Origin of the sequence: Streptomyces sp. DH37 (assembly GCF_029813835.1) — a bacterium.
Classification (GTDB): Bacteria; Actinomycetota; Actinomycetes; order Streptomycetales; family Streptomycetaceae; genus Streptomyces.
Genome location: NZ_JARVKV010000016.1, coordinates 35,006 through 55,301, shown reverse-complemented (window position 1 = coordinate 55,301; position 20,296 = coordinate 35,006). Strand labels below are relative to the sequence as shown.

Genomic DNA, 20,296 nt, shown 5'->3' with positions numbered 1-20,296 from the left:
CCGTCGACGACCGGCAGCCGCTCGGCCTTCCCGTCCCCCATCAGCCTCGCGGCCCGGGCCACCGCCTCCTCGCCCCTCCCGCGGGTGTCACCGCCGGATCATCGGACCACTGGATGTAATAATCCCCACAAAACATATCCATTTGTGGCAAAAGGGCCTTCATGGGTGACCTCTGGTTCGTGCTGATCGCCGTCGTGGTCTGGGTCGCGACCGGGCTCCTGACCGTCTGGTGGTTGGCGCGCCGGGGGCACGGCGGTCCGGGATGGCTGCTCCTGGGCGTCGTCTTCGGCCCGGTCCTGGCCCTGGTGGCCGGCGAGCGCGTCCGGCGCCGGCCGACGAGGGTCGCGCGAACCGAGGCGGGTCCCCGCGGGCCCGGCCGTCTGCGGGTGCTGGTCGGTGTGGACGGGTCGGCGGAGTCCGAGGCCGCGCTCGGACTCGCGGTCGTCCTGTTCGGGCCGTACACGGAGACGCTGGTGGCCGCCCAGGTGGTCGACTACGACGCGGCCGAGCTCGACGAGCGGGGACGGATCGCGGAGGCCGGGAGCCGCCTCGGCGCCGTCGCGGAGGAGTACGGCGGGCGCGTGACGGCGTGCGAGATCCTGGCGGGCCCGCCCGCGGCGGCCCTGGCGCGGTTCGCCGGCGAGAACGGCATCGACGTGGTGGTCGTGGGCAGGCACGGCCGCGGGCTGTCCAAACGGCTGCTGGGCGACGTGGCCCGGGAAATGATCCGCGACGGGTCCGTACCGGTCCTCGTCGCCGGTGGGCGACACGGTGTCCCCGGACGATGAGCGGTGAGGGAGGGGCGCTGGTCGCCGCGCTGGTCTCGATGGGCGGACTGGCCCTGCTCGCGCCCGTTCTGGACCGCCGCCTGGGACGCGACACGGGCTATGCGCTCGCCGTCGGCTTCCTCGGGGTGGCGGCCCTGCTCGCCCCCGCGGCCTCGACGGCGCTGGACGACGGCGCGGTCACCTTCTCCCGCACCTGGATCGACTCGCTCGGGGTCTCCTTCACGCTCCGCATGGACGGACTGGCGACGCTCTTCTGCGTGCTGGTCCTCGGGGTCGGTGCGCTGATCATGGCGTACTGCCCGCGCTACCTGCGCGCCGGTGAGGCGCACGGCAGGACCTACCTCCTGCTCACCCTCTTCGGCGGCGCGATGCTGGGCCTGGTCCTCGCCGGTGACCTCCTGCTGCTCTTCGTGTTCTGGGAGGTGACCACGGTCACCTCCTTCTTCCTGATCGGGACCGGTGGTCCCAAGGCGGCCAAGCCGGCGGTCCGCGCCCTGCTGGTGACGGGCATGGGCGGGCTCGCCCTGCTGGCGGCGCTGGTGCTGCTCGGCATCGCCGCGGGGAGCACCGACCTGGCCGACGTGCTGGCCGCGCGGGAGGAGGTGCTCGACTCCCCGCTGTCGCCCGCCATCGCGACCCTGCTCGTCCTCGCGGCCTTCACCAAGTCGGCGCAGGTGCCGTTCCAGTTCTGGCTGCCCGGAGCCATGGCGGCGATCACGCCGGTGAGCGCCTATCTGCACGCGGCCACCATGGTCAAGGCGGGCATCTACCTGCTGCTGCGGTTCTCCGCGCTGTACTCCGGACAGACCGGGTGGGTGATCGCCCTGATGGGGGTGGGGCTGCTCACCGCCGTGCTGGGCGCCGCCCAGGCGCTGCGCGAGCACGACCTGAAGGCCCTGCTGGCCTACTCCACGGTCAGCCAGCTCGGCCTGCTGGTCGCCGCCATCGGGGTGGGGACGACCGTCGCGCTGGCCGCCGCCATCCTGCACACCTTCGCCCACGCGCTGTTCAAGGCGACCCTCTTCATGATCGTCGGTGTCATCGACCGGCAGGCGGGCAGCCGCGACATCCGGGAGCTGTCCGGTCTGATGCGGGTCATGCCGGTCACCGCCACGATGGCCGGGCTGGCCGGACTGTCGATGGCCGGGGTCCCGCCGCTGATCGGCTTCGTCAGCAAGGAGTCGCTCTTCCAGGGCTTCGTGAGCGCGGACGTCTTCCCCGGGGCGGGGGTGGTCGCCGGAGCGCTCGCGGTCACCGCCTCGGTTCTGACCTTCGCCTACGGCATGCGCATCTTCTACGGCGCCTTCGCCGGTCCCCTGCGGCAGCGGCTGCACGAGCCCTCCTGGGCGTTCGTCGCCCCGGCCGCCGTGGCGGCGGCGGCCGGGGCGGTGCTCGGGCCCGGGGTGGAGGTCCTCGACCCCCTGATGCGCCAGGCCGTCCTGGACGCCGAGCCGTGGGCCGTGCCGCCGTACTTCGTCTTCTGGCACGGGTTCAGCCCCGAGCTGCTCCTGTCCGCCGTCACGATCGTGAGCGGGCTGGCGCTGTTCTCGGCCCGCGAACGGGTGGACCGGATGCTGCGGCGGTTGCCCCGGCCGGACGGCGCGGCCGTCTTCGACCGCGTGTACTCCACCGTCCTGGACGCGGGCGCCGCGGTGGGCCGGCCCGACCACAGCGACTCGGCGGCGGCGTTCCTGGCCCGTCCGCTGGCCGGGCTGGTGGCGCTCGGCTGCGCGGGGGTGTTCGCGGCCGGCGGGCCGGGGATCCGCGCCGGGGCGCCGTCGGGAGCGCTGGACTGGGGGGTGCTCGTGCTGCTGGCGGCGGCGGTGGCCGCCCTGGTGCGGACGGGGTCGGCGCTGGCGGCCGTCGCGCTGCTGGGAGCGGTCGGCCTGACCGTGGCCGTCTGGTTCCTGCTCGCCGGGGCGCCGGACGTGGCCCTGACCCTGCTCCTGGTGGAGGTGCTGACCGCGATGGCCGCCGCGTTCGTCCTGAGCGACCTGTCGCCCCGCTTCCCGCGTCCCGGAGGCGGCGGCGCGCTCGCCGCGGCGCTGGCCGGGCTGGTCGGTCTCGTCGCCGTGCTCGGCACACTGGCGCTGACCGGGAGGCGGGACCTGTCGCCCGCCGGGGCGTACTTCCTGCGGGCCGCCGAGCCGGAGACCGGCGGCCGCAACGTGGTCAACACGATCCTGGTGGACTTCCGCGGCCTGGACACCCTCGGCGAGGCGAGCGTGCTGGCCGCCGCCGCGCTCGGCCTGCTCCTGCTGCTTCCCGGGCCGCCGCCCGGAGCGGCCGGCGGGCGGCCGGAGGCGCCGTACGGCCGGTTGCTCGCCCCGGCCCGCCGCCTGCTGGTCCCCGGCATCGCGGCCCTCTCGGCGTACCTGTTCCTGCGCGGGCACAACCAGCCGGGCGGCGGTTTCAGCGCCGCGCTCGTCGCGGGCGCCGCGGTCGCCTTCGGCCACCTGGCGGGCCGTACGGGGACGCGGGGCGCGCGGTTCCTGCGCCCCCGGCCGCTGCTGGCCGCGGGCCTGCTGCTCGGCGCTGCCGTGGGGTTGGCGGCCATGGCGCTCGGGGACCCCTTCCTCACCCCCTTCACCGTCCCGGTGCCGGGCGGCGGGCTCTCCTCGGCGCTGCTGTTCGACGCCGCCGTCTACCTGATGGTCCTGGGGCTGGTGGTCGCGCTGGTGGACAGGCTCGGAGCCGGCGGGATGGGGCACCGGTGACGGCGGCGCTCGCCGTCGGCGTCCTGGCGGCGGGAGGAGTCTTCATGGTCCTGCGCCCCGGTCTGGTCCGGATCACGTTCGGGTTCGTGCTGCTGGGCCACGCGGTGAACCTCCTGCTGCTGACGGCCGGGGGCCCGGAGCGCCGCGACCCCCCGCTGATCGGCGACGGCGACCCCGCGCGGACGGCCGACCCGCTGCCGCAGGCGTTCGTGCTCACCGCCGTCGTCATCACCTTCGGCATCACCGTGTACCTGCTGGGCCTGGCCCGCGCCGAGCGCTTCGCCGGATCCGGCGGCCGCCCCGGCGACGGGCCCGCCGAGCCCCCGGCGGACGAGGGGTCCCCGCGGTGAGCGGCCCGGCGCTCATCCTTCCGGTCGCCGTTCCGCTGCTGGCGGCCGGCGCGCTCGTGGCGTACCCCGGCGACCGGCGGACACACCGGCTGACCGCGTCGGCGGTCAGCGCCGGGGTCCTCCTGCTGTCCGCGGTCCTGCTCGCCGGGAGCCTGGACGGCACGGTCCGCCACCTGAGCGTGGGCGGATGGCCGCCGGGTTTCGCGATCGTGTTCGCCGCCGACGCGCTCAGCGCCCTCATGCTGTGCGTCAGCGCCGTCCTGGTGCTGGCCGGCCTCGCCTTCGCCGCCGGGACCGGGGACGACGCGAGTCCCCGGTTCGCCCCGCTGGTCATGGTCCTCTCGGCGGGGGTGTACGGGGCCTTCCTCACCGCGGACCTGTTCAACCTCTTCGTCTTCATCGAGGTCATGCTCGTGCCGTCGTACGCGCTGCTGACGATGAGCGGCGGCCGCGCCCGGACCGCCGCCGGACGGATCTACCTCACCTTCAGCCTGCTGGCCTCCACCCTCCTGCTCGCCGGCGTCGGCCTGGTCTACGGCGTCACCGGGACGGTGAACCTGGGGGAACTGGCCGGGGCGGCACGGCAGAGCACCGCGGCGGCGCTGGCCTGCGGCGCGGTGCTCATCGCGCTGGCGGCCAAGGCGGCGGTCGTGCCGCTGCACGGCTGGCTGCCCCGCACCTACCCGCAGGCCCCGCCCGCGGTCACCGTCCTGTTCTCCGGGCTGCTGACCAAGGTCGGGGTGTACGGGATCATCCGGATCTACGCGGTCGTCCACGACGGGACGGGACTGCGCTGGCTGATCATGGCGGCGGCCCTGCTGACCATGGTGGTGGGGGTCCTGGGCGCGGTCGGGGAGCCGGGCATGCGGGGCGTCCTGACGTTCCACATGGTGAGCCAGATCGGCTACATCCTGCTCGGCCTGGCGCTGTTCACCCGCGCCGGCCTCACCGCCGCGGTCTTCTACCTGGTGCAGTACGTGCTGGTGAAGGCCGCGCTGCTGATGTGCGCGGGCGCCGTGGAGACCGCCTACGGAACCGACCGGCTCGACCGGGTCGGCTCGCTCGCCCGGCGCGAGCCCCCGCTCGCCGCCGCGTTCCTGGTCTCGGCGCTCTCCCTGGCCGGGCTGCCGCCGCTGTCCGGCTTCGTCGCCAAGCTGGGCCTGATCCGCGCCGCCGCGGCCGAGGCCGACCACCTCGCCGTCGGGATCGCCGTCGGGGTCAGCTTCCTCACCCTGGTCTCCATGGTCAAGATCTGGGCCGGAGCCTTCTGGGGCGGTGAGGACCTGTCCCGGGAGGAGTCCGCGCTCCGGCTGCTGGCCCGCACCACCGTCCGGCCGGCGCTCGCCGTCCCGGCGCTGGTGCTCACCGTGCCGTCCGTGGTGTTCGGCATCGCGGCGCAGCCGCTGCTCACCGCGGCCGCCGAGGCGGCCGGCGGACTGCTGGACGTCTCGGCGTACGCGGGGGCGGTGACACGGTGACCGGACGCCTCCCGGCCCGGCTGCGCGGCGCGGCCGTCCGCGGCGCACGGGCGGCGGCCTTCGCCGGCCACTACGGCGTGTGGTTCCTGCACGCCAACGCGATCGTGGCCCGGGAGATCGTGACGCCGGGCAGCGGGCTGGCTCCCGCCGTCGTCGGGATGCGGCTGCGCTGCCGGACACCGGCGGAGATCGCCCTCTTCGCGCACCTGATCACACTGACACCGGGAACGCTCGTGCTGGAGGTGCGCACGGAGCCGCCGACCCTGTTCGTCCACGGGATGCACGCGGCCGACGCCGACCGCTTCCTGGGCGAGCTCGCCGATCTGGAGGACCGGCTGCTGACGGTGCTGCGGTCCCGGCAGACCCGGGTCCCGGAGGAAGAGGAGGGAGACCCATGACGGCGACCGGCGTCCTGCTCGGGGTGCTCGCGGTGGTCATGGCCGTGGCCGTCTGGCGGATGGCGGCCGGGCCCACGGACGCCGACCGGGTGGTCGCGGTGGACCTCGGCTTCGTGGTGTTCGTGGCGGCCGTCGCCCTGCTGGCGGTACGGCTGGACACTCCCGCGGTGCTGATCCTGGTGCTCGTCGCGACACTGGTCGGCTTCCTGGCCACCGTCGCCGTGGCCCACCTGCTGGAGCGGTGGTCGTCATGACCGCGCAGGACCTGCTCGGGCACGCCCTCACCGGCACCGGTACCGCCCTGATGGCCGTCGCCGCGCTGGGCCTGGTACGCCTGCCCGACGCCTACAACCGGGCCAACGCGGTGGCCAAGGCGGCGGCGCTGGGCGTGGTGTGCGTCCTGCTGGGCGTCTTCGTCCTGATGCCCGGCGTGTTCACCGCCGCCGTCCTCGGGCTCGGGGTGGTGCTGCAACTGCTCACCACCCCGTTCGGGGCGTACGCGGTGGGCCGCGCGGCGTACCGGTCGGGTGCGCCGCTGGCCCGGTCCACCCACCGCGACGACCTGGGCGGCGCACGGCGCGACGGAGGGCGGTGAACCGTGGCCCACCCCTCTCCGGCCCGGCGCGGCGCTCCCGGCCGGGTCCACGACCGGTGGTTGCGCGCCGGGGTGGCGGTCTGGACGGTGCTCGGTCTGTCCGTCCTGCTCTGGGGACTCCTGCGTGTGCTCCGGCCGCTGGCGCCGCTGCTGTGGCCGGTCATCGTCGCGGCGGTGATCGTCTACCTGCTGGCTCCGCCGGTCGGGCTGCTGGAGCGGCGGCGCGTCCCCCGCGGGCTGGGCACGGCCCTGGTGGTGACCGGGCTGATCGTGGCCGTCGCCGTGCCGGGCCTGCTGATCGTCCCGTTGCTGCTGGAGCAGGTCTCCGCCGTGCTCGCGGGTCTGCCGACCTCGCTGGAGGGAGTGGAGCGCGAGCTGGGGGTCCTGGCCGAGCGCCTGGGGCTGGACGCGCGGGTGCGGCTCGACGGCGAGGCGGTCACGCGGTGGCTGCGGCGGCAGGAGAACCGCGACTCCGTCGCGGGCCTCCTGTCCGGTGTCGGCTCGGGGGCCGCGGCGGTCGGGTTCGGCCTGGTGCTGACGTTCGCGGGCGTGGTGATCGGCTTCTACACGCTCGCCGACCTGCCCCGGATCAGGCGCTGGGCGGCCGGTCTGCTCCCCGAGGGGAGGCGGGAGGAGATCATCGGCGTGGCCGCCCGGTGCGCGGAGGCCACCGGCGCCTACCTGCGGGGGCAGCTGCTGGTGGCCGCGTTCGTGGGCGTGGCGTCGTCGCTGGCGCTGTGGGCCGTCGGGCTGCGCTACTGGCTGTTCGTCGGCGTGGTCGCCGGGGTCACCAACCTGGTGCCCTTCGTCGGGCCCCTCGTGGGCGGCGTGCTGGCCGTCGCCATCGCCCTGCTGACCGGCGACCCGTGGCAGGCGCTGTGGGCGGCCCTGGCCCTCACCGCCGTCCAGCAGGTGGAGAGCCAGGTCGTCGCGCCGCTGGCCCTGGGCCGGGTGGTCCGCCTGCCGCCGCTGGTGGTGCTCCTGGTGGTCCTGGCGGGGGGCGTCGCGGCGGGTGTGCTCGGGATGCTGGTCGCGGTGCCGGTCACCACCAGCGCCCGGATCGTGGTGCGGCACCTGCGCGCGTGACCGGGGCATGGCCAGGGCACGGCCGGGGCGTCCTCCCGGCGGTTCCCGGACGCGCGCCCCGGCGCCCGGGCGGGCCGGGAGCCGCCGGGCCGGGGGCGTCAGGACAGGGAGAGGAAGAGTTTCTCCATCCTCCGCGCGTCGAGGCCGTCGGCGCCGCCCTCCTGGGCCATGCACTGTTTGAGGCCGCTGGCCACGATGGAGAAGCCCGCCCGGTCCAGCGCCCGGTTGACCGCGGCGAGCTGGGTGACGACGTCCTCGCAGTCGCGCCCCTCCTCCAGCATGCGGAGGACGCCGGTGAGCTGGCCCTGGGCGCGCTTGAGCCGGTTGGCGGCCGATCGCACGTCCTCGGGAGGAAGCTGGACCACGGTGGTCGGTCCTTTCGGTTCGGTGTGCCCGCGGGCCGCGGTGGGTCCGGCGGGCTCAGTCCTGCGGGCCGGTACCGGACTCGGCGGCGATGGAGGCGCGCACCTCGTCCATGTCGAGTTCGCGGACGGCGGTGATCACCTGGTCCAGGGCCTGGGGCGGCAGGGCGCCGGGCTGGGCGAAGACCAGGATGCCCTCGCGGAAGGCCATCAGGGTGGGGATGGAGGTGATGTCGGCGGCGGCGGCCAGCGCCTGCTCGGCCTCGGTGTCGACCTTGCCGAAGACGATGTCGGGGTTCGCCTCGGACGCCCGCTCGTAGACGGGGGCGAACATGCGGCACGGCCCGCACCACTCGGCCCAGAAGTCGGCCAGGACGATGTCGTTGCCGGTGACGGTCTTCTCGAAGTCGGCGGCGGTCAGGTCGACGGTGCTCATACGGCGGTTCCTTCCGTTGTGTCCGGGTGGTACCGGTCGATACCCCGCGCGGTGATCAACGCCGGGACGGCGCGGAACATTCCGCCGGCACCCCGGCGTGCGGGGGCCGGGAATCCCGGAACGGAAACCGGCGCCGGGTCCGGGCAGGGCACCGGGGACCGTTGCCGCCGGTGCCTCATCCGCGCTCGCGCAGGTACGCCTCCAGCTCGGCGGCCCCGGCCAGCATCGCCCGCCCGCGGGCGGACAGTCTGCCGTGCCAGTCGCGCAGCGCGGCCTCCAGCGGTTCCAGTCCGCCGGCCGCCCGCACCTGGGCGATCAGCGGGGCGATCTGCTCCAGCAGGTAGCCGCCCCGCCTGAGCTGGTGGACCAGCCGGGCGTCCCGCGCGTCGGACTCGTCGTAGACGCGGTACCCGGTCCGGGGGTCGCGGCGCGGGCGCACCAGCCCGGCGCGCTCCCAGGTGCGCAGCGTCGCGGGCCGGATGCCGAGCCTCCCCGCCAGCGGTCCGATGAACGTGCCGCCGGTCCGGGCCGCCGCGGCCGGTGCGGAGCCCCCACCGGGCCCGGACGCCGTGGCGGCCTCCGGAGTGGGCTCCAGGTCGCGGAGGGCGCTCTCCACGGCCCGGAGGGTCCGGCGGTCGTCGAGGAGCTGGGCGTGGCTCTCGTCGATGAGGCGGAACGCCTCCTCGGTCGCGCCCTCGTTCACCGCCCGCATGATCGCCGTCGCCGTCCGGTGGCCGTGGCCGGGCACCAGGGCGAGGAACGCGCGCAGGGCCCCCGCGTGCAGCGAGGTGTAGGCGCGGTGGCCGTGGGGCGTGCGGTCGGCGGCCGGAAGGATGCCGGCCTCCTCGTAGTTCCTGACCGCCTGCGTGGACAGACCGTGCCCGCGCGCCAGATCAACGGGCCTGAGTCGCTTGCCACTTTGAAGGTTTCGTCCCATCGTCCTGCCGTTATCGCGCAAAAGTCTCAATCGAGAGTTCAACGATAGCGTTGAGGGCATGGCTACTGGCATCAAGGACACCGCCCATGCCGTCGAGGCCGCCGCCGTCATGGGGCTGCTTCCGGCCCGGCCGCGGCTGCTCGCCCTGGGCGAGCCCACCCACGGCGAGGACGCCCTGCTCCGCCTGCGCAACGAGCTCTTCCGGCAGCTCGTCGAGCAGGAGGGCTACCGGACGATCGCGATCGAGAGCGACTGCGTGGCGGGCCTGGTCGTGGACGACTACGTCGCCTCGGGCGCGGGCACCCTCGACGAGGTCATGGAGCGCGGCTTCAGCCACGGCTGGGGCGCCTGCGCGGCCAACCGCGAACTCGTGCGCTGGATGCGCGCCCACAACGACGGCCGGCCCGCCTCCGAGCGGCTCCGCTTCGCCGGTTTCGACGGCCCGCTGGAGATCACCGGCGCCGCGAGCCCCCGGCGGGCCCTCACCGCGCTCCACGGCCACCTCTCGGCCCGGGTGGACGCGGGCCTGCTCCCCTGCACCGCGGAAACGCTCGACCGCCTGCTCGGCGCCGACGAGCGGTGGACCGATCCCGCCGCGATGACGGACCCGTCCCGGTCCGTGGGGCAGTCGGCCGAGGCCAGGGAGCTGCGGCTGATCGCCGACGATCTGGTGGCGCTGCTCGACGCGCAGACGCCGCACCTGATCGCGGCGACCTCGCGGGACGACTGGGACCGGGCGCGCCTGTACGGGCGCACCGCCACCGGCCTGCTGCGCTACCACTTCTGGATGGCCGACGCCTCACCGAGCCGCATGACGCGGCTGGTGGGCCTGCGGGACGGGATGATGGCCGACAACCTCCTCGCCGTCGCCGAACGGGGCCCGGTGCTGGGCCACGCCCACAACGCCCATCTCCAGCGGGACAGGAGCACGATGCGGATGGGCGGCCTGCCGCTGGAGTGGTGGAGCGCCGGCGCGCTCGTGAGCGCCCGCCTGGGCGAGGAGTACGCCTTCCTGGCCACGGCCCTCGGCACGATCCGGCACCGGGGGGTGGGCGCCCCGCCGCCGGACACCGTCGAAGGACTCCTGTACGCCCTCCCGGAGGACCGCTGCGTCGTCGACGCCCCCCGGCTGGCCGCCGCCCTCGGCGAGACGCGGCCGGCCCCCCGCGTGTCCCCCTGGTTCGGCTACGCCCCGCTCGACCCGGCCCACCTGGCGAACAGCGACGGCGTCGTGTTCGTCAAGGACGTCCCGCGGAGCTAGTCGCGCCGCCGGGGGCGGTCCGGCGCACCGGGGCCGGGGCGGTCAGGTGCCGTGCACGGCGCGCCGCAGCGGGCAGCGGGCGACGAAGCCGTAGCAGACGCCCGCTCCGGCGCCCAGCGAGGCGACCACGGCCAGCGCGGGCAGCCGTACGCCGGCGGGGGCCTGCTGGAGCAGGACGAGGGCGCCCATGGCCAGGACGGACCAGGCGAAGAGCCGGGAGAGGACGTCGGCGGGGACGCGCCCGGCCAGCCGGGCTCCGGCGAGGCTGCCGGCGACCGCGGAGGCGGTGACGGCCAGGGCCGTCGTCCAGTCGACCGGGACCGAGGAGAGGTAGCCGGCGAATCCGGCGGCGGACTTCACCGCGATGACCAGCAGCGAGGTGCCGACGGCCACCGGCATGGGCAGTCCGCCCAGGAGGGCCAGGGCGGGGACGACGAGGAAGCCCCCGCCCGCGCCGACCAGGCCGGTGACCAGGCCGACGACCGCTCCGTCCAGCAGCACCCGGCCCACCGGGAGCTGCCGGTGGGCCGGGTCGGGACCGGCGGCGCGACGGCCCCGGAGCATGGCGGCGGCGGTGGCGATCATCATGACCGCGAACGCGGCCAGCAGGACGGCGTCGGGGACGCGGCCGCCGACGAGCCCGCCGGCGTAGGCGCCGGCCATGCCGGCCGCCCCGAACAGGGCGCCGGTGCGCCAGCGGACCCGCCCGCCGCGGGCGTGGCCGACCACGCCCACGGCGGAGGTGACGCCGACGACGAACAGCGAGGTGGCGATGGCCTCCTTGGCGTCCATGCCCGCGGCGTAGACCAGGAGCGGCACGGTCAGGACCGACCCGCCTCCCCCGAGCAGGCCGAGGCAGACGCCGACCAGCAGCGCGAGGACCAGGACGAGCGCCGGCGCCATCGCGGTCACCTGCCGTCGGCGAGCCGTGCGACGGCCTCGCGCGGATCGAAGGACGGCGTGCGGTTCCACGGCATCCTCGAGAGCAGCACGCCCATGGCGCAGGTGTTGCTGAGGGCGGCGAAGGCCAGGCCGCCGCCGACGAACGCCGAGAGCGCCTGGAGTCCGGGGACGGCGAAGCTGCCGAGGGCGCCGGCCAGGACGAGGGAGCCGGCGGCCAGGCGGACCTGGCGCTCCATGTCCCAGCGCTCCCGGCCGTGGTCGGTCGGGGCGCCCGACCCCTCCCAGGCGGCGACGCCGCCCGCCAGGACGGCCAGGCCGGGGAGCCCGGCCTCGGCGAGGGCGCGTTCGGCCCGGCCGGCGCGCCGGCCGGAGTGGCACACCAGCACCACGTCGGTGTCCAGGTGCTTCGTCAGCTCCTCGCGGTGTTCGAGCAGGACGTCCAGCGGGACGTTGTGGGAGCCGGGGATGTGCGCCCCCTCGAACTCGGCGGGGGAGCGGACGTCGAGCAGCCGGGGCGGGTGGTCGGAGCCGAGCTGCGCGCGCAGTTCGCCGGGGGTCAGGCCGCGGGGGGTGGTGGAGGTGGTCATGCGCTGGTCTCCTGCCGGTTGTCGGGACTTGCGGGGGCGGGGGCTTCGGGGCCTGCGGGGGCTTCGGGGGCGGGGGAGCACAGGCCCAGGGCGCGGGCGCTGTCGAAGCCGTCGTCGACGGCGACGACGTCGCGGCCGCGGGCGTGGAGCAGGGCGGCGGCGATGCCGGCGCGGTAGCCGCCGGCGCAGTGCACCCAGACCCGGCCCGCGGGGATCTCCCCGAGGCGGCCCAGTACCTCGTGGAGGGGGATGTGCACCGAGCCGGGGATGTGCGCCTCCTCGCGCTCCCGGTCGCGGCGCACGTCGAGGACGACGACGTCCTCCCCGTCGTCGGCGCCCTCGTCCAGGACGGCCCTGAGGTCGCCGAACGCGGCGCGCCGGTAGGCGGCCAGGGGCTCGCCGCCCGCCCAGTCCCCGGGGCCTCCGGTGGCCATGGCGGCCGGGCGGTCGATGCCGATGCGGACCATCTCGCGCTGGGCCTCGGCCACGTCCTCGGCGGTCTCGCCGAGCAGGGTGACCGGGGTGCCCCACGGGATCAGCCAGCCCAGGTGGGTGACGAACCGGCCGTCGAGGCCGAAGTTGAGGCTGCCGGCCAGGTGCCCGGCGGCGAAGGCGGTGCGGTCGCGCAGGTCGACCACCCACTCGCCGGCCTCGATGCGCCGGCGCAGCTCGGCCGGGTCGGCGGCGGACGGCGCGGACAGGTCCGGCCCGTCCGGTCCGGCGGAGTTGGCCGGGCCCATGTGGGCGTAGTAGGCCGGGTAGGCGTCCAGACCGGCCAGGAGCCGCTCGACGTAGCCCTCCTCGTCGGCGGTCAGCGCGGCGTTGGTCCTCTTCTCTTCGCCGATGGTGCTGGACGGGCCGGCGGCCGGGGTCGCGGAGCAGAACGAGCCGAAGCCGTGGGTGGGGTAGACGGCGGTGGAGTCCGGCAGCTCCTCCGCCAGCCGGTGCGCCGAGCGCCACTGGGCCCGCGCCAGGGTGTCGGTGTGGTCGGGGCCGAGCAGGTCGGGACGTCCGGTGGTGCCGTACAGCAGCGACCCGCCGGTGAACACCGCGACCTGTTCGCCGCCGGCCTCCAGGGCGAAGGACAGGTGGGTGTGGGTGTGGCCCGGTGTGTGGATCGCGCGCACCCGCATGGCGCCGACCTCGACGACGTCGCCGTCGCGGACCGGTGTCCGCTCGTAGGAGACCTCGTCGTCGGCGCTGACCAGGTACCGCGCGCCGACCTCCCGGGCGAGGGCCAGTCCGCCGGTGACGTAGTCGTTGTGGATGTGGGTCTCGAAGACGTGGGTGATCCGGACTCCCGCGGCCCCGGCCAGCGCGGTGACGCGGTCGTAGTCGCGCTGCGGGTCGACCACCAGCGCGGTGGCGCCGTCGTGGGCGAGGTAGGTGCGGTCGCCCAGGCCGGGGGTCTCGACGGGCAGGACGGTGATCATCGGCTCTCCTCGGTGGTGGCGGGGACGTCGGGGGCGCCGCGGTACGGGTCGCGGCAGCGGCCCGGTGGCCCGCGCGCCGCGTCCGCCGCTGCGGCGCATCACGCGGACCGGGCGGCCCTCGGGCGGCTCGGCGAGCTTCGGGGGGAGCGGACCGGGCGTCGACCGTGCGCCGGGGGCGTGGCCGGTGCGGTGCCCGCCGCCGTCGCGGACGCCGACGACGAGGCCGCCCGCCGCGTGCGCCCAGGCGGATCGCCGCCGGTCGATCTCGGAAACCATGCGGGGACTCCTGCTCGCCTGCTTTCGAAAAATACCCAGGGGGGTATATGCGAAGCCAACCGTAACAGGCTCCGGGATATGCCCCCGGGGGTATCGGGTGAGAAGTGGGACACAGGAGTGCGCGTCGGCCGCCGGCTCCGGGAGCCCTCGCTCCGGCGCTCCCCGGGTGCGTACCGCCGGCCGGGAAGCGTCCGCCGCGCACCGGAGGGATCTGTTCCGCGCGAAGGGGCCCGCGTCCCCGAGGACCGCCGCGGCCCCGGCCCGACGCGGCGGCGAGGAGTTCGGACCGCGCCCACACCGCCGCGCCCGGGCCGGGCCCGGCGCCCGGGGGCGGGCCGGGAGGGCTGGGCGGGCTGGGGAAGCCGGGGGAGAGCCGGAGGGAGCCGGGGAGAGGGGGAGGCGCGGAGGAGGAGCGGCCCTACGGGAGGCGCATGTGCAGCCGTACGGTCAGACCGGCGGGCGTGGCGCGGGTCTCGACCAGGTCGCACAGCTGGTGCATCATCCACAGCCCGCGTCCGCCGTCGGCGGAGTCCAGCCTCGGGCGGCGCCGGCCGGCCAGCAGGTCGGTGAGGTGCCCGCTGTCGCGGATCTCGGCCGCGCAGGAGGATCCGTCGGCCCACAGGCGCAGGGTGCCGCGCCCGTCGCCGTGGGCGATGGAGTTGGCCGCGGCCTCGGCGACGGCGAGGACGAAGTCGCCCCGCCGGGGCGTGTCCAGCCCGGCCGCGCCGGCCCAGGTGTCCGCGTGGTGGCGCACCTCGCCGAGCTCGCCGGTGGTGAAGGCCAGGACGGGGGTGTCCGCGGGCGGGGGAGGGAGCGCGAGGGCGTCGCACTCGGCGCTGAGGGCCGAGGGGTCCGCGTAGTCCGGGCTGGGCCGCTCCAGACCGTCCTCCCACAGCACCGGGTGGGTGCGGCGCGCGTCGGCGCACACCCGCGCGGGGAGCTCCGAGGTGTCGTAGGGGCACAGGATGGTCGCCGCGCGGCCGGCGAAGGCGGCGTTGATCAGCGCCTCGTGCCGGGTGGCCTCCACCGTCTCGGCGCGGGAGCGCCGCGCCCAGATCGGCTCGCCGACGATGCGCGCGGGACGGCCGGCGTGCCGGTCGGCGAAGTCGCGGAGCCCGGACAGGATGCGGCCGGGGTTGCGGCCGAACCCGGTCATGTCCACGAGGGTGAGGTGGTCCGCCGACGCCGCGTCCCCCAGGCACTCGCTCAGCAGCTCCAGCCGGGAACCGGGAACGGCGACGAGGACGGGGTCGCCGGCCTTCAGCGCTCCGTGGACGAACCCGCCCACGCCGGCGCGGTACTCCTCGGGGGTCCGGTAGAACAGCGCGGGGTGGAAGAAGCCGTCCGGCCCTTCCCGTCCGGAGACGGAATACTCACTCTCGGTCACGGAGACGCCGCCTCTGGCGCGGCGAAGACGTCCGGGAGGGGGCCGGCCGCGGACCCGCGCGGGCGAGCGGCCGGCGGGACGGCCGTGCGGGAGGGGAGGGCGCGCCTGACGCGTCGGCGCGGTGCCGGCATCGGCACGTCGGTGAACACCTCCACTCGGTCCTCGGCTCTGCTCCACGGAAGCGTGTGCCCCGTGGCCGCCCGGGCACACCGGTGTTCTTGTCCTCCGGTGCTGCGGACCGGGTCTGCCGGCGGGGGGCGGCCGTACCCCCGGCCGTACGGGGGAGAGAGTACAGCGGCCCCGGAGCGCGGCTTCGGCGGGGCGGGGCGCCCGGGTCAGTGCTTCCTGCCGTGCCAGTCCAGGCACAGGATCATGGCGTCGTCGTCCGCCGGGGGCTCGCCGCGGTGGCGGGTGAGCTCGGCCAGGACCGCCTGCGGCACCTGGGACGGGGGGAGCAGCCGGGTGCTGGTCATGGCGCGGGCCAGGGCCCGCTCGCCGAACCGCTCGCCCGACGCCGACGCCACGTCGTAGACCCCGTCGCTGGCGAACAGCAGACGGTCCCCGGGCTCGACCCGGAAGTGCTGGACGGCGTAGGGCGTGTCCTCGAACATCCCCAGCGGGAGCTGCGCCTCCAGCTCGACCGGCTCGACGGTTCCGCCGCGCAGCCGCCACATGCGCGGCGATCCGGCGTCCACGGCCTCCAGCCGCCCGGTGGCCAGGTGGATCCGCAGCAGCAGGACGGAGACGTGGACGGCCCCGCGGTGCTGCCCGTAGACCGCCTGGTCGGCCAGGACCGCCTGGCCGACCAGGTCCAGGCCGGCCCGGCGCGCGTTGCGCAGCGCGCTGATGGTCAGGTTGGTCAGGAGGGCGGCGTCGATGCCCTCGCCCATCCCGTTGGTCAGGGTCACGGTGAGGTGGTCGGCCGAGACGGACCAGTCGAAGTTGTCGCCGAAGACGGCGTACGCGGGCTCGAGTTGCGCGCCGAGCTCGTACTCGGGGCCCGAGCAGGACCGTCCGGGCAGCAGCTGCCACTGCATCTCGGCGGCGAGGGTGAGGCGCTCGGCGCGGCGGGCCCGGAGGTAGACGTCGGTGCTGTGGTCGGCGACGAGGATCTCCCGGCCCAGCGCCTCGCACAGGTGCCGCAGGTCGCTCAGCGCCTCCGGCGACGCCTCCTTCTGAGGGAGCGTCACCGACAACACGCCCAGCCGGTCGCCGCGGACGGTGACCGGCAGGTGCGCGGTGACCGTCTCGGAAGGCTCGTCGGTGGAGAGGCGGGGCTGCTGGGACCCGAACGCCCTTCCGGGTTCGGTGGAGTGGACCGGAATGGGTTCCGTCGGATAGGGAAGAGGACCGACCGGCTGGAGTATGGTCGTCCCGTAGTCGGCCATCAGCAGGTCCACGGCGATCGCCCCGAAGTGCCGCGCCAGCGAGGTGCGGAGCGCGTCGAGCAGTGCGTGGGGAGCGGCATCGCGCAGAGCGCGCTCCACGGCCGTGAATCTGTCCACCGTGTCACAACTACTTTCTGTTTCTGCAGAAGAAGCCGATATGGGAAGTAAGTGCCGTTCGGAGCTCGGGCTGACAATACAGACGCGGAGTGTCACAGTTATGGTCGTGAATCCCGGACCCTCCCAGCGCCGTCCCCTCGAGGCGGCCCACGCCGCCTCCGAGGTGATAGAGCTTCTGGAAGTGCTGTGGGAGCGGGGCCGGGAGGCCGCGTCGCCCGCGCCGGTCTCCGCCTCCCAGCTGAGGGTGCTGTACACCCTCGACCGTGACGAGGGCATCAACCTGCGCACGCTCAGCGAGGCGCTGGGCTCCGCCCCGTCCTCCGTCAGCCGCCTGTGCGACCGGCTGCAGGCCGTCGGGTTCGTGGAGCGCGCTCCCAGCCCGGCGAGCCGGCGCGAGCTGGAGCTGAGGCTGACCGGTCGGGGCAGGACCTATCTGAGGGACCTGCGCGACCTGCGGGAGCAAGCCCTGGCGGCGGCCCTGGCGGCGATGTCGCCCACGGCCCGCAAAGCGCTCGTCGAGGGGCTGCAGGGGTTCCGGGCCGCGATGGACGAGACGCTGCCGAGACGCCGGGAGGCGGGGGCGGACGGAAACGCGAGATCGGCGTAAGCCCTCCACCGTCCTGCGTGGCATGCGCATCGCCATTCTGTCTCACCGATACATCACACACCTCGTGGCCGCCGCGGAAGCCGCACCGTGAGGAAGCCTCGGCGGGATGGCCGGTCGGAGCGGATGCGGCAGGGAAAGATTGTTGTGTGGCGGACACAGTTGTCAAATGGAAACAATCGATCGGCGTGCATTGGACGCCGGTTTCTGGGAAGGCCACGTCAGAGGCCGGTGCGCGCCACCGTCCCGTGACGCGGCGTCAGTTGGGAGCCGAGGGCTTCCGCGGTCGCTGCTAACATTTGCCGGACGGCAACAAAAAGGGTGAAGAGGGCTGTCTCGTCACCCCGCACATCCAGCCGGACGCCGACGTCACGGACGTGGGCCGGCGACGAACGACTGTGAGAGGGCCTGTAGTGAACGCCAGCGACGCAGCCGTACGAGACCGGTTGACAACCGCACTGCGGGAGCGCGGCGACGAGATCGCCGACCGGTGGGTGCAGTTGCAGCAGGAGCGGGCGGCGATCGGCATAGGCGAGGGCGAACTGCGCGAGGAGGCCGACGCGCTGCTCGTCCTGCTGGGCGGAGCGCTCAACAACAGCGACCACGGCATGGACAGCCTGGTCGACGCGCACCGCGACCTGCGCGAGGCGGTGATGGAGCTGTCCCTGCGCAGGGAGCGCAGCGGCGCGACGCCCACCGCCACGTCCCTGGCCGTCCTGGCGCTCAAGGACGCCCTGCTGGAGGCCGTCGAGCGCGACAACCAGGACCCGCGGGAGCTGTTCCCCGCCGCGCTGACGATCAACCGGCTGCTGGACGAGGCCGCCGCGCTCTCCTTCAACGCCTACGTGGAGCGGCGCGAGCAGATCATCCAGCGGCAGAGCCGCCAGCTGCTGGAGCTGTCCACCCCCGTGGTGCACCTGTGGAAGCAGATCCTGGCCGTGCCGCTGATCGGCACGCTGGACACCGCGCGCACCCAGGTGGTGATGGAGAACCTGCTCCAGGCCATCGAGACCCACGAGGCCCGGGTCGCGATCATCGACATCACCGGTGTGCCGACGGTCGACACCGCCGTCGCCCAGCACCTGATGCAGACCGTCAACGCGGTGCGGCTGATGGGCGCGGACTGCTTCATCAGCGGCGTGAGGCCCTCCATCGCGCAGACCATCGCGCAGCTGGGCATCGACCTGTCCACCATCCTCACCCGCGCCACCCTCGCCGACGCCCTGGCCGCGGCGGTCGAGATGACCGGGCAGGACTCACCGGCCACCGGGGCGACGGCAAGCCGATGACCGACCGCCAGTCCATGGACATCCCCATCCTCAGGCTCGGCGACGTACTGGTCACCGGGCTCATCAACGAGCTCGACGACAAGACGGCCACCGTCTTCGCCGAGGAGCTGACCGAGCGCATCGCCGCCGAGCGGGCCAAGGGCGTGCTCATCGACATCTCCCGCCTGGAGATCATCGACTCGTTCGTGGCGCGCGCCCTGACGGAACTGAGCACCATGGCACGGCTGCTGGGCGCCCGGGTGATCGTGGCCGGCATGCGGCCGCCCGTGGCGATCACCCTCGTCGAGCTGGGCCTGGAGCTCACCGGAGTGGAGACCGCGCTCAACGCGGAGCAGGGGATGGCCGCACTGGGCTGGCACCATGCCCCGCGGCCCCCGGAAGGGGGGACCCGACGTGAAGCTCTCGGGTGAACGGACGGCGGGCGCCCCGGTGGTCTCCCCCGCGGGCGGCGACGGCCTGCGGGGCGGTGCTTCCGTGACCGCCTCCGAGAACGCCTCGGTCACGTACCCGGTCCGCACCGACGAGGACCTCATCACGGTCCGGCACGCGGTCCGGGCGGCCACCGTCGAGACCGGCTTCGGGCTCGTCGACCAGACCCGCGTCGTCACCGCCGCCAGCGAACTGGCGCGCAACGCCTACATCCACGGCGGCGGCGGCACGGTGACCATCGAGTCCCTGCGGCACGCGGGCCGCCGGGGCATCCGGCTGACCGTCAGGGACGAGGGACCGGGCATCCCCGACCTGGAGACGGCGCTGGTCGACGGCTTCACCACCGGCGCCGGCCTCGGGCACGGCCTGGGCGGCGCCCGCCGCCTCATGCACGACTTCGAGGTGCACACCGAGCCCGGCAAGGGCACCACCATCAGCGTGACCCGCTGGACCACGCAGTGACCCGTCCGTCCTCCGTCACCGACGGCCTGACCGACGAGATCCGCATCGACCACGAGAGCGCGATCCACGTGGCGGCCTCGGCCGCGCGCAACCGCGCGCGGGAGTGCGGGCTGCCCGGCGCCATGCCCGACCAGGCGGCCGTCCTCGCCAGCGAGCTGGCCAGCAACGTGGTCAAGCACGCCGCCGACGGAACGGTGTACGTCCAGCCCCTGCCCTACGGCGACGGGGTGGAGATCACCGCCGTCGACCGCGGCCCCGGCATCCGCGACCTGGACCGCTCGCTGACCGACGGCTACACCACCACCGGCTCCCTCGGAGCCGGCCTGGGCGCGGTCCGCCGGATCGCCACCGAGTTCACCATCCGCACCCAGCCGGGCTGGGGCACCCTGGTCGGCGCCAGGCTGTCCGTCCCCGACGGGCGGACGCCGGCCCGGTACGGCACCGGATCGGTGTGCCTGCCCGCCCAGGGCGAGAAGCACTGCGGCGACGCCTGCGCCGTGGCCGACACCGGCGACGCCCTCACCGGCCTCGTCGTCGACGGCCTGGGGCACGGGGCCTCGGCCGCCGAGGCGGCCCGCTCGGCCCTGCGCTCCTTCCGCACCGCCCCCGAACGCCCCCTGACCGACATCCTGACCTCGCTGCACCGCTCGCTGCGCCACACCCGCGGCGCGGCGGCCGGCGTCCTGCGGCTGTACCCCGACCGCGCCGAGTACTGCGGCACGGGGAACATCCGCGCCGTGGTGCTCTCGGGCGGGGAGGTGGTCCACCGGATGGCCGGCCAGCCCGGCATCGTGGGGTGGAACGTCCCCACCCCCCGGCCGCGCACCGTGCCCCTGGGGCCGGGAGCGGCGGTCGTCCTGCACAGCGACGGCATCGAGTCCCGGTGGTCGCACAGCCCGCCCACCTTCCTGCTGCGGCTCCCGCCGCCCCTGCTCGCGGCCGCTCTGGCCCACGGCCACCGGCGGGTCCGCGACGACGCCACCGTGCTCACCGTCCAAGCGGCGTAGAGGTTC

22 protein-coding genes are annotated in these 20,296 nt (G+C 75.0%); 14 read left to right on the top strand and 8 right to left on the bottom strand.

Annotated features, from left to right (window positions below):
- The first annotated feature begins 161 nt into the window (after positions 1–161).
- From QC029_RS11320 to QC029_RS11285, 8 genes are read left to right on the top strand one after another with little or no spacing between them, the layout of a single operon-like run.
- Positions 162–788, top strand: a complete 627-nt coding sequence (locus QC029_RS11320; protein WP_279555429.1) for a universal stress protein — start codon at positions 162–164, stop codon at positions 786–788.
- Positions 785–3,505, top strand: a complete 2,721-nt coding sequence (mbhE, locus tag QC029_RS11315) for a hydrogen gas-evolving membrane-bound hydrogenase subunit E (RefSeq protein WP_279555427.1) — start codon at positions 785–787, stop codon at positions 3,503–3,505. The genes QC029_RS11320 and mbhE overlap by 4 nt, the downstream gene beginning before the upstream one ends.
- A complete protein-coding gene (locus QC029_RS11310) occupies positions 3,502–3,855 on the top strand; it encodes a sodium:proton antiporter (RefSeq protein ID WP_279555426.1) in 354 nt (117 codons plus the stop codon). Before mbhE ends, QC029_RS11310 begins: the two co-directional genes overlap by 4 nt.
- Positions 3,852–5,333, top strand: a complete 1,482-nt coding sequence (locus QC029_RS11305; protein WP_279555424.1) for a monovalent cation/H+ antiporter subunit D family protein — start codon at positions 3,852–3,854, stop codon at positions 5,331–5,333. Before QC029_RS11310 ends, QC029_RS11305 begins: the two co-directional genes overlap by 4 nt.
- Positions 5,330–5,731, top strand: a complete 402-nt coding sequence (locus tag QC029_RS11300; RefSeq protein WP_279555423.1) for a Na+/H+ antiporter subunit E — start codon at positions 5,330–5,332, stop codon at positions 5,729–5,731. The genes QC029_RS11305 and QC029_RS11300 overlap by 4 nt, the downstream gene beginning before the upstream one ends.
- The gene (locus QC029_RS11295; protein WP_279555422.1) at positions 5,728–5,985 is read left to right on the top strand and encodes a monovalent cation/H+ antiporter complex subunit F; all 258 of its coding nucleotides are present in this window, start codon (positions 5,728–5,730) and stop codon (positions 5,983–5,985) included. Before QC029_RS11300 ends, QC029_RS11295 begins: the two co-directional genes overlap by 4 nt.
- Positions 5,982–6,326 (top strand): monovalent cation/H(+) antiporter subunit G, encoded by a 345-nt coding sequence (locus QC029_RS11290; RefSeq protein ID WP_279555421.1) that lies wholly within the window; start codon positions 5,982–5,984, stop codon positions 6,324–6,326. The genes QC029_RS11295 and QC029_RS11290 overlap by 4 nt, the downstream gene beginning before the upstream one ends.
- 3 nt (positions 6,327–6,329) lie before the next feature.
- Positions 6,330–7,412, top strand: coding sequence for an AI-2E family transporter (locus QC029_RS11285; protein ID WP_279555420.1), 1,083 nt, complete (start codon positions 6,330–6,332; stop codon positions 7,410–7,412).
- 98 nt (positions 7,413–7,510) lie between these two features.
- On the opposite strand, the gene QC029_RS11280 is transcribed toward QC029_RS11285, so the two are convergent.
- The 3 genes from QC029_RS11280 to QC029_RS11270 all read right to left on the bottom strand — a co-directional run bounded on the left by QC029_RS11280 (position 7,511) and on the right by QC029_RS11270 (position 9,147).
- Positions 7,511–7,777: a metal-sensitive transcriptional regulator gene (locus tag QC029_RS11280; RefSeq protein WP_279555419.1), complete on the bottom strand. Its 267-nt coding sequence runs from the start codon at positions 7,775–7,777 to the stop codon at positions 7,511–7,513.
- 55 nt (positions 7,778–7,832) lie between these two features.
- Complete coding sequence (trxA, locus tag QC029_RS11275; protein ID WP_279555418.1) at positions 7,833–8,210, bottom strand: thioredoxin; 378 nt, start codon at positions 8,208–8,210, stop codon at positions 7,833–7,835.
- A gap of 175 nt (positions 8,211–8,385) precedes the next feature.
- The gene (locus QC029_RS11270; protein WP_279555417.1) at positions 8,386–9,147 is read right to left on the bottom strand and encodes a TioE family transcriptional regulator; all 762 of its coding nucleotides are present in this window, start codon (positions 9,145–9,147) and stop codon (positions 8,386–8,388) included.
- 58 nt (positions 9,148–9,205) lie between these two features.
- On the opposite strand from QC029_RS11270, the gene QC029_RS11265 reads away from it, so the two are divergent.
- Entirely contained in the window at positions 9,206–10,408 is a 1,203-nt protein-coding gene (locus QC029_RS11265; protein ID WP_279555415.1) for an erythromycin esterase family protein, read from the top strand.
- A 42-nt stretch (positions 10,409–10,450) separates the two neighbouring features.
- Here the strand turns inward: QC029_RS11265 and QC029_RS11260 are convergent, their stop codons facing one another.
- From QC029_RS11260 to QC029_RS11240, 5 genes are all read right to left on the bottom strand, one after another.
- Positions 10,451–11,311, bottom strand: coding sequence for a sulfite exporter TauE/SafE family protein (locus QC029_RS11260; protein WP_279555414.1), 861 nt, complete (start codon positions 11,309–11,311; stop codon positions 10,451–10,453).
- 5 nt (positions 11,312–11,316) lie between these two features.
- Entirely contained in the window at positions 11,317–11,898 is a 582-nt protein-coding gene (locus QC029_RS11255) for a rhodanese-like domain-containing protein (RefSeq protein WP_279555413.1), read from the bottom strand.
- The gene (locus QC029_RS11250; protein WP_279555487.1) at positions 11,895–13,331 is read right to left on the bottom strand and encodes an MBL fold metallo-hydrolase; all 1,437 of its coding nucleotides are present in this window, start codon (positions 13,329–13,331) and stop codon (positions 11,895–11,897) included. The genes QC029_RS11255 and QC029_RS11250 overlap by 4 nt, the downstream gene beginning before the upstream one ends.
- A gap of 694 nt (positions 13,332–14,025) precedes the next feature.
- Positions 14,026–14,994: a sensor histidine kinase gene (locus QC029_RS11245; RefSeq protein WP_279555412.1), complete on the bottom strand. Its 969-nt coding sequence runs from the start codon at positions 14,992–14,994 to the stop codon at positions 14,026–14,028.
- A 335-nt stretch (positions 14,995–15,329) separates the two neighbouring features.
- Positions 15,330–16,499 carry a PP2C family protein-serine/threonine phosphatase gene (locus QC029_RS11240; protein WP_279555411.1) on the bottom strand — a complete coding sequence of 390 codons (1,170 nt, stop codon included), beginning with the start codon at positions 16,497–16,499 and terminating at the stop codon, positions 15,330–15,332.
- Between the two features lie 100 nt (positions 16,500–16,599).
- Here QC029_RS11240 and QC029_RS11235 point away from each other — a divergent pair, with 100 nt between their 5' ends.
- From QC029_RS11235 to QC029_RS11215, 5 genes are all read left to right on the top strand, one after another.
- Positions 16,600–17,106 (top strand): MarR family winged helix-turn-helix transcriptional regulator, encoded by a 507-nt coding sequence (locus QC029_RS11235; RefSeq protein ID WP_279555410.1) that lies wholly within the window; start codon positions 16,600–16,602, stop codon positions 17,104–17,106.
- A gap of 410 nt (positions 17,107–17,516) precedes the next feature.
- On the top strand, positions 17,517–18,392 hold the full coding sequence (locus tag QC029_RS11230) for an STAS domain-containing protein (protein ID WP_279555409.1): 876 nt from the start codon (positions 17,517–17,519) through the stop codon (positions 18,390–18,392).
- Positions 18,389–18,802 (top strand): STAS domain-containing protein, encoded by a 414-nt coding sequence (locus tag QC029_RS11225; RefSeq protein ID WP_279555408.1) that lies wholly within the window; start codon positions 18,389–18,391, stop codon positions 18,800–18,802. Before QC029_RS11230 ends, QC029_RS11225 begins: the two co-directional genes overlap by 4 nt.
- A 64-nt stretch (positions 18,803–18,866) precedes the next feature.
- A complete protein-coding gene (locus tag QC029_RS11220) occupies positions 18,867–19,283 on the top strand; it encodes an anti-sigma regulatory factor (RefSeq protein WP_336621579.1) in 417 nt (138 codons plus the stop codon).
- Complete coding sequence (locus QC029_RS11215; protein ID WP_279555405.1) at positions 19,280–20,290, top strand: SpoIIE family protein phosphatase; 1,011 nt, start codon at positions 19,280–19,282, stop codon at positions 20,288–20,290. Before QC029_RS11220 ends, QC029_RS11215 begins: the two co-directional genes overlap by 4 nt.
- Positions 20,291–20,296: the final 6 nt, after the last annotated feature.

Excerpts from the sequence above, each read along its gene's own strand:
- QC029_RS11320 (WP_279555429.1), top strand. The coding sequence starts at position 162 with ATGGGTGACCTCTGGTTCGTGCTGATCGCCGTCGTGGTCTGGGTCGCG.
- mbhE (WP_279555427.1), top strand. The coding sequence starts at position 785 with ATGAGCGGTGAGGGAGGGGCGCTGGTCGCCGCGCTGGTCTCGATGGGC.
- QC029_RS11295 (WP_279555422.1), top strand. The coding sequence starts at position 5,728 with ATGACGGCGACCGGCGTCCTGCTCGGGGTGCTCGCGGTGGTCATGGCC.
- QC029_RS11290 (WP_279555421.1), top strand. The coding sequence starts at position 5,982 with ATGACCGCGCAGGACCTGCTCGGGCACGCCCTCACCGGCACCGGTACC.
- trxA (WP_279555418.1), bottom strand. The coding sequence starts at position 8,210 with ATGAGCACCGTCGACCTGACCGCCGCCGACTTCGAGAAGACCGTCACC.
- QC029_RS11270 (WP_279555417.1), bottom strand. The coding sequence starts at position 9,147 with ATGGGACGAAACCTTCAAAGTGGCAAGCGACTCAGGCCCGTTGATCTG.
- QC029_RS11265 (WP_279555415.1), top strand. The coding sequence starts at position 9,206 with ATGGCTACTGGCATCAAGGACACCGCCCATGCCGTCGAGGCCGCCGCC.
- QC029_RS11260 (WP_279555414.1), bottom strand. The coding sequence starts at position 11,311 with ATGGCGCCGGCGCTCGTCCTGGTCCTCGCGCTGCTGGTCGGCGTCTGC.
- QC029_RS11255 (WP_279555413.1), bottom strand. The coding sequence starts at position 11,898 with ATGACCACCTCCACCACCCCCCGCGGCCTGACCCCCGGCGAACTGCGC.
- QC029_RS11250 (WP_279555487.1), bottom strand. The coding sequence starts at position 13,331 with ATGATCACCGTCCTGCCCGTCGAGACCCCCGGCCTGGGCGACCGCACC.
- QC029_RS11235 (WP_279555410.1), top strand. The coding sequence starts at position 16,600 with ATGGTCGTGAATCCCGGACCCTCCCAGCGCCGTCCCCTCGAGGCGGCC.
- QC029_RS11225 (WP_279555408.1), top strand. The coding sequence starts at position 18,389 with ATGACCGACCGCCAGTCCATGGACATCCCCATCCTCAGGCTCGGCGAC.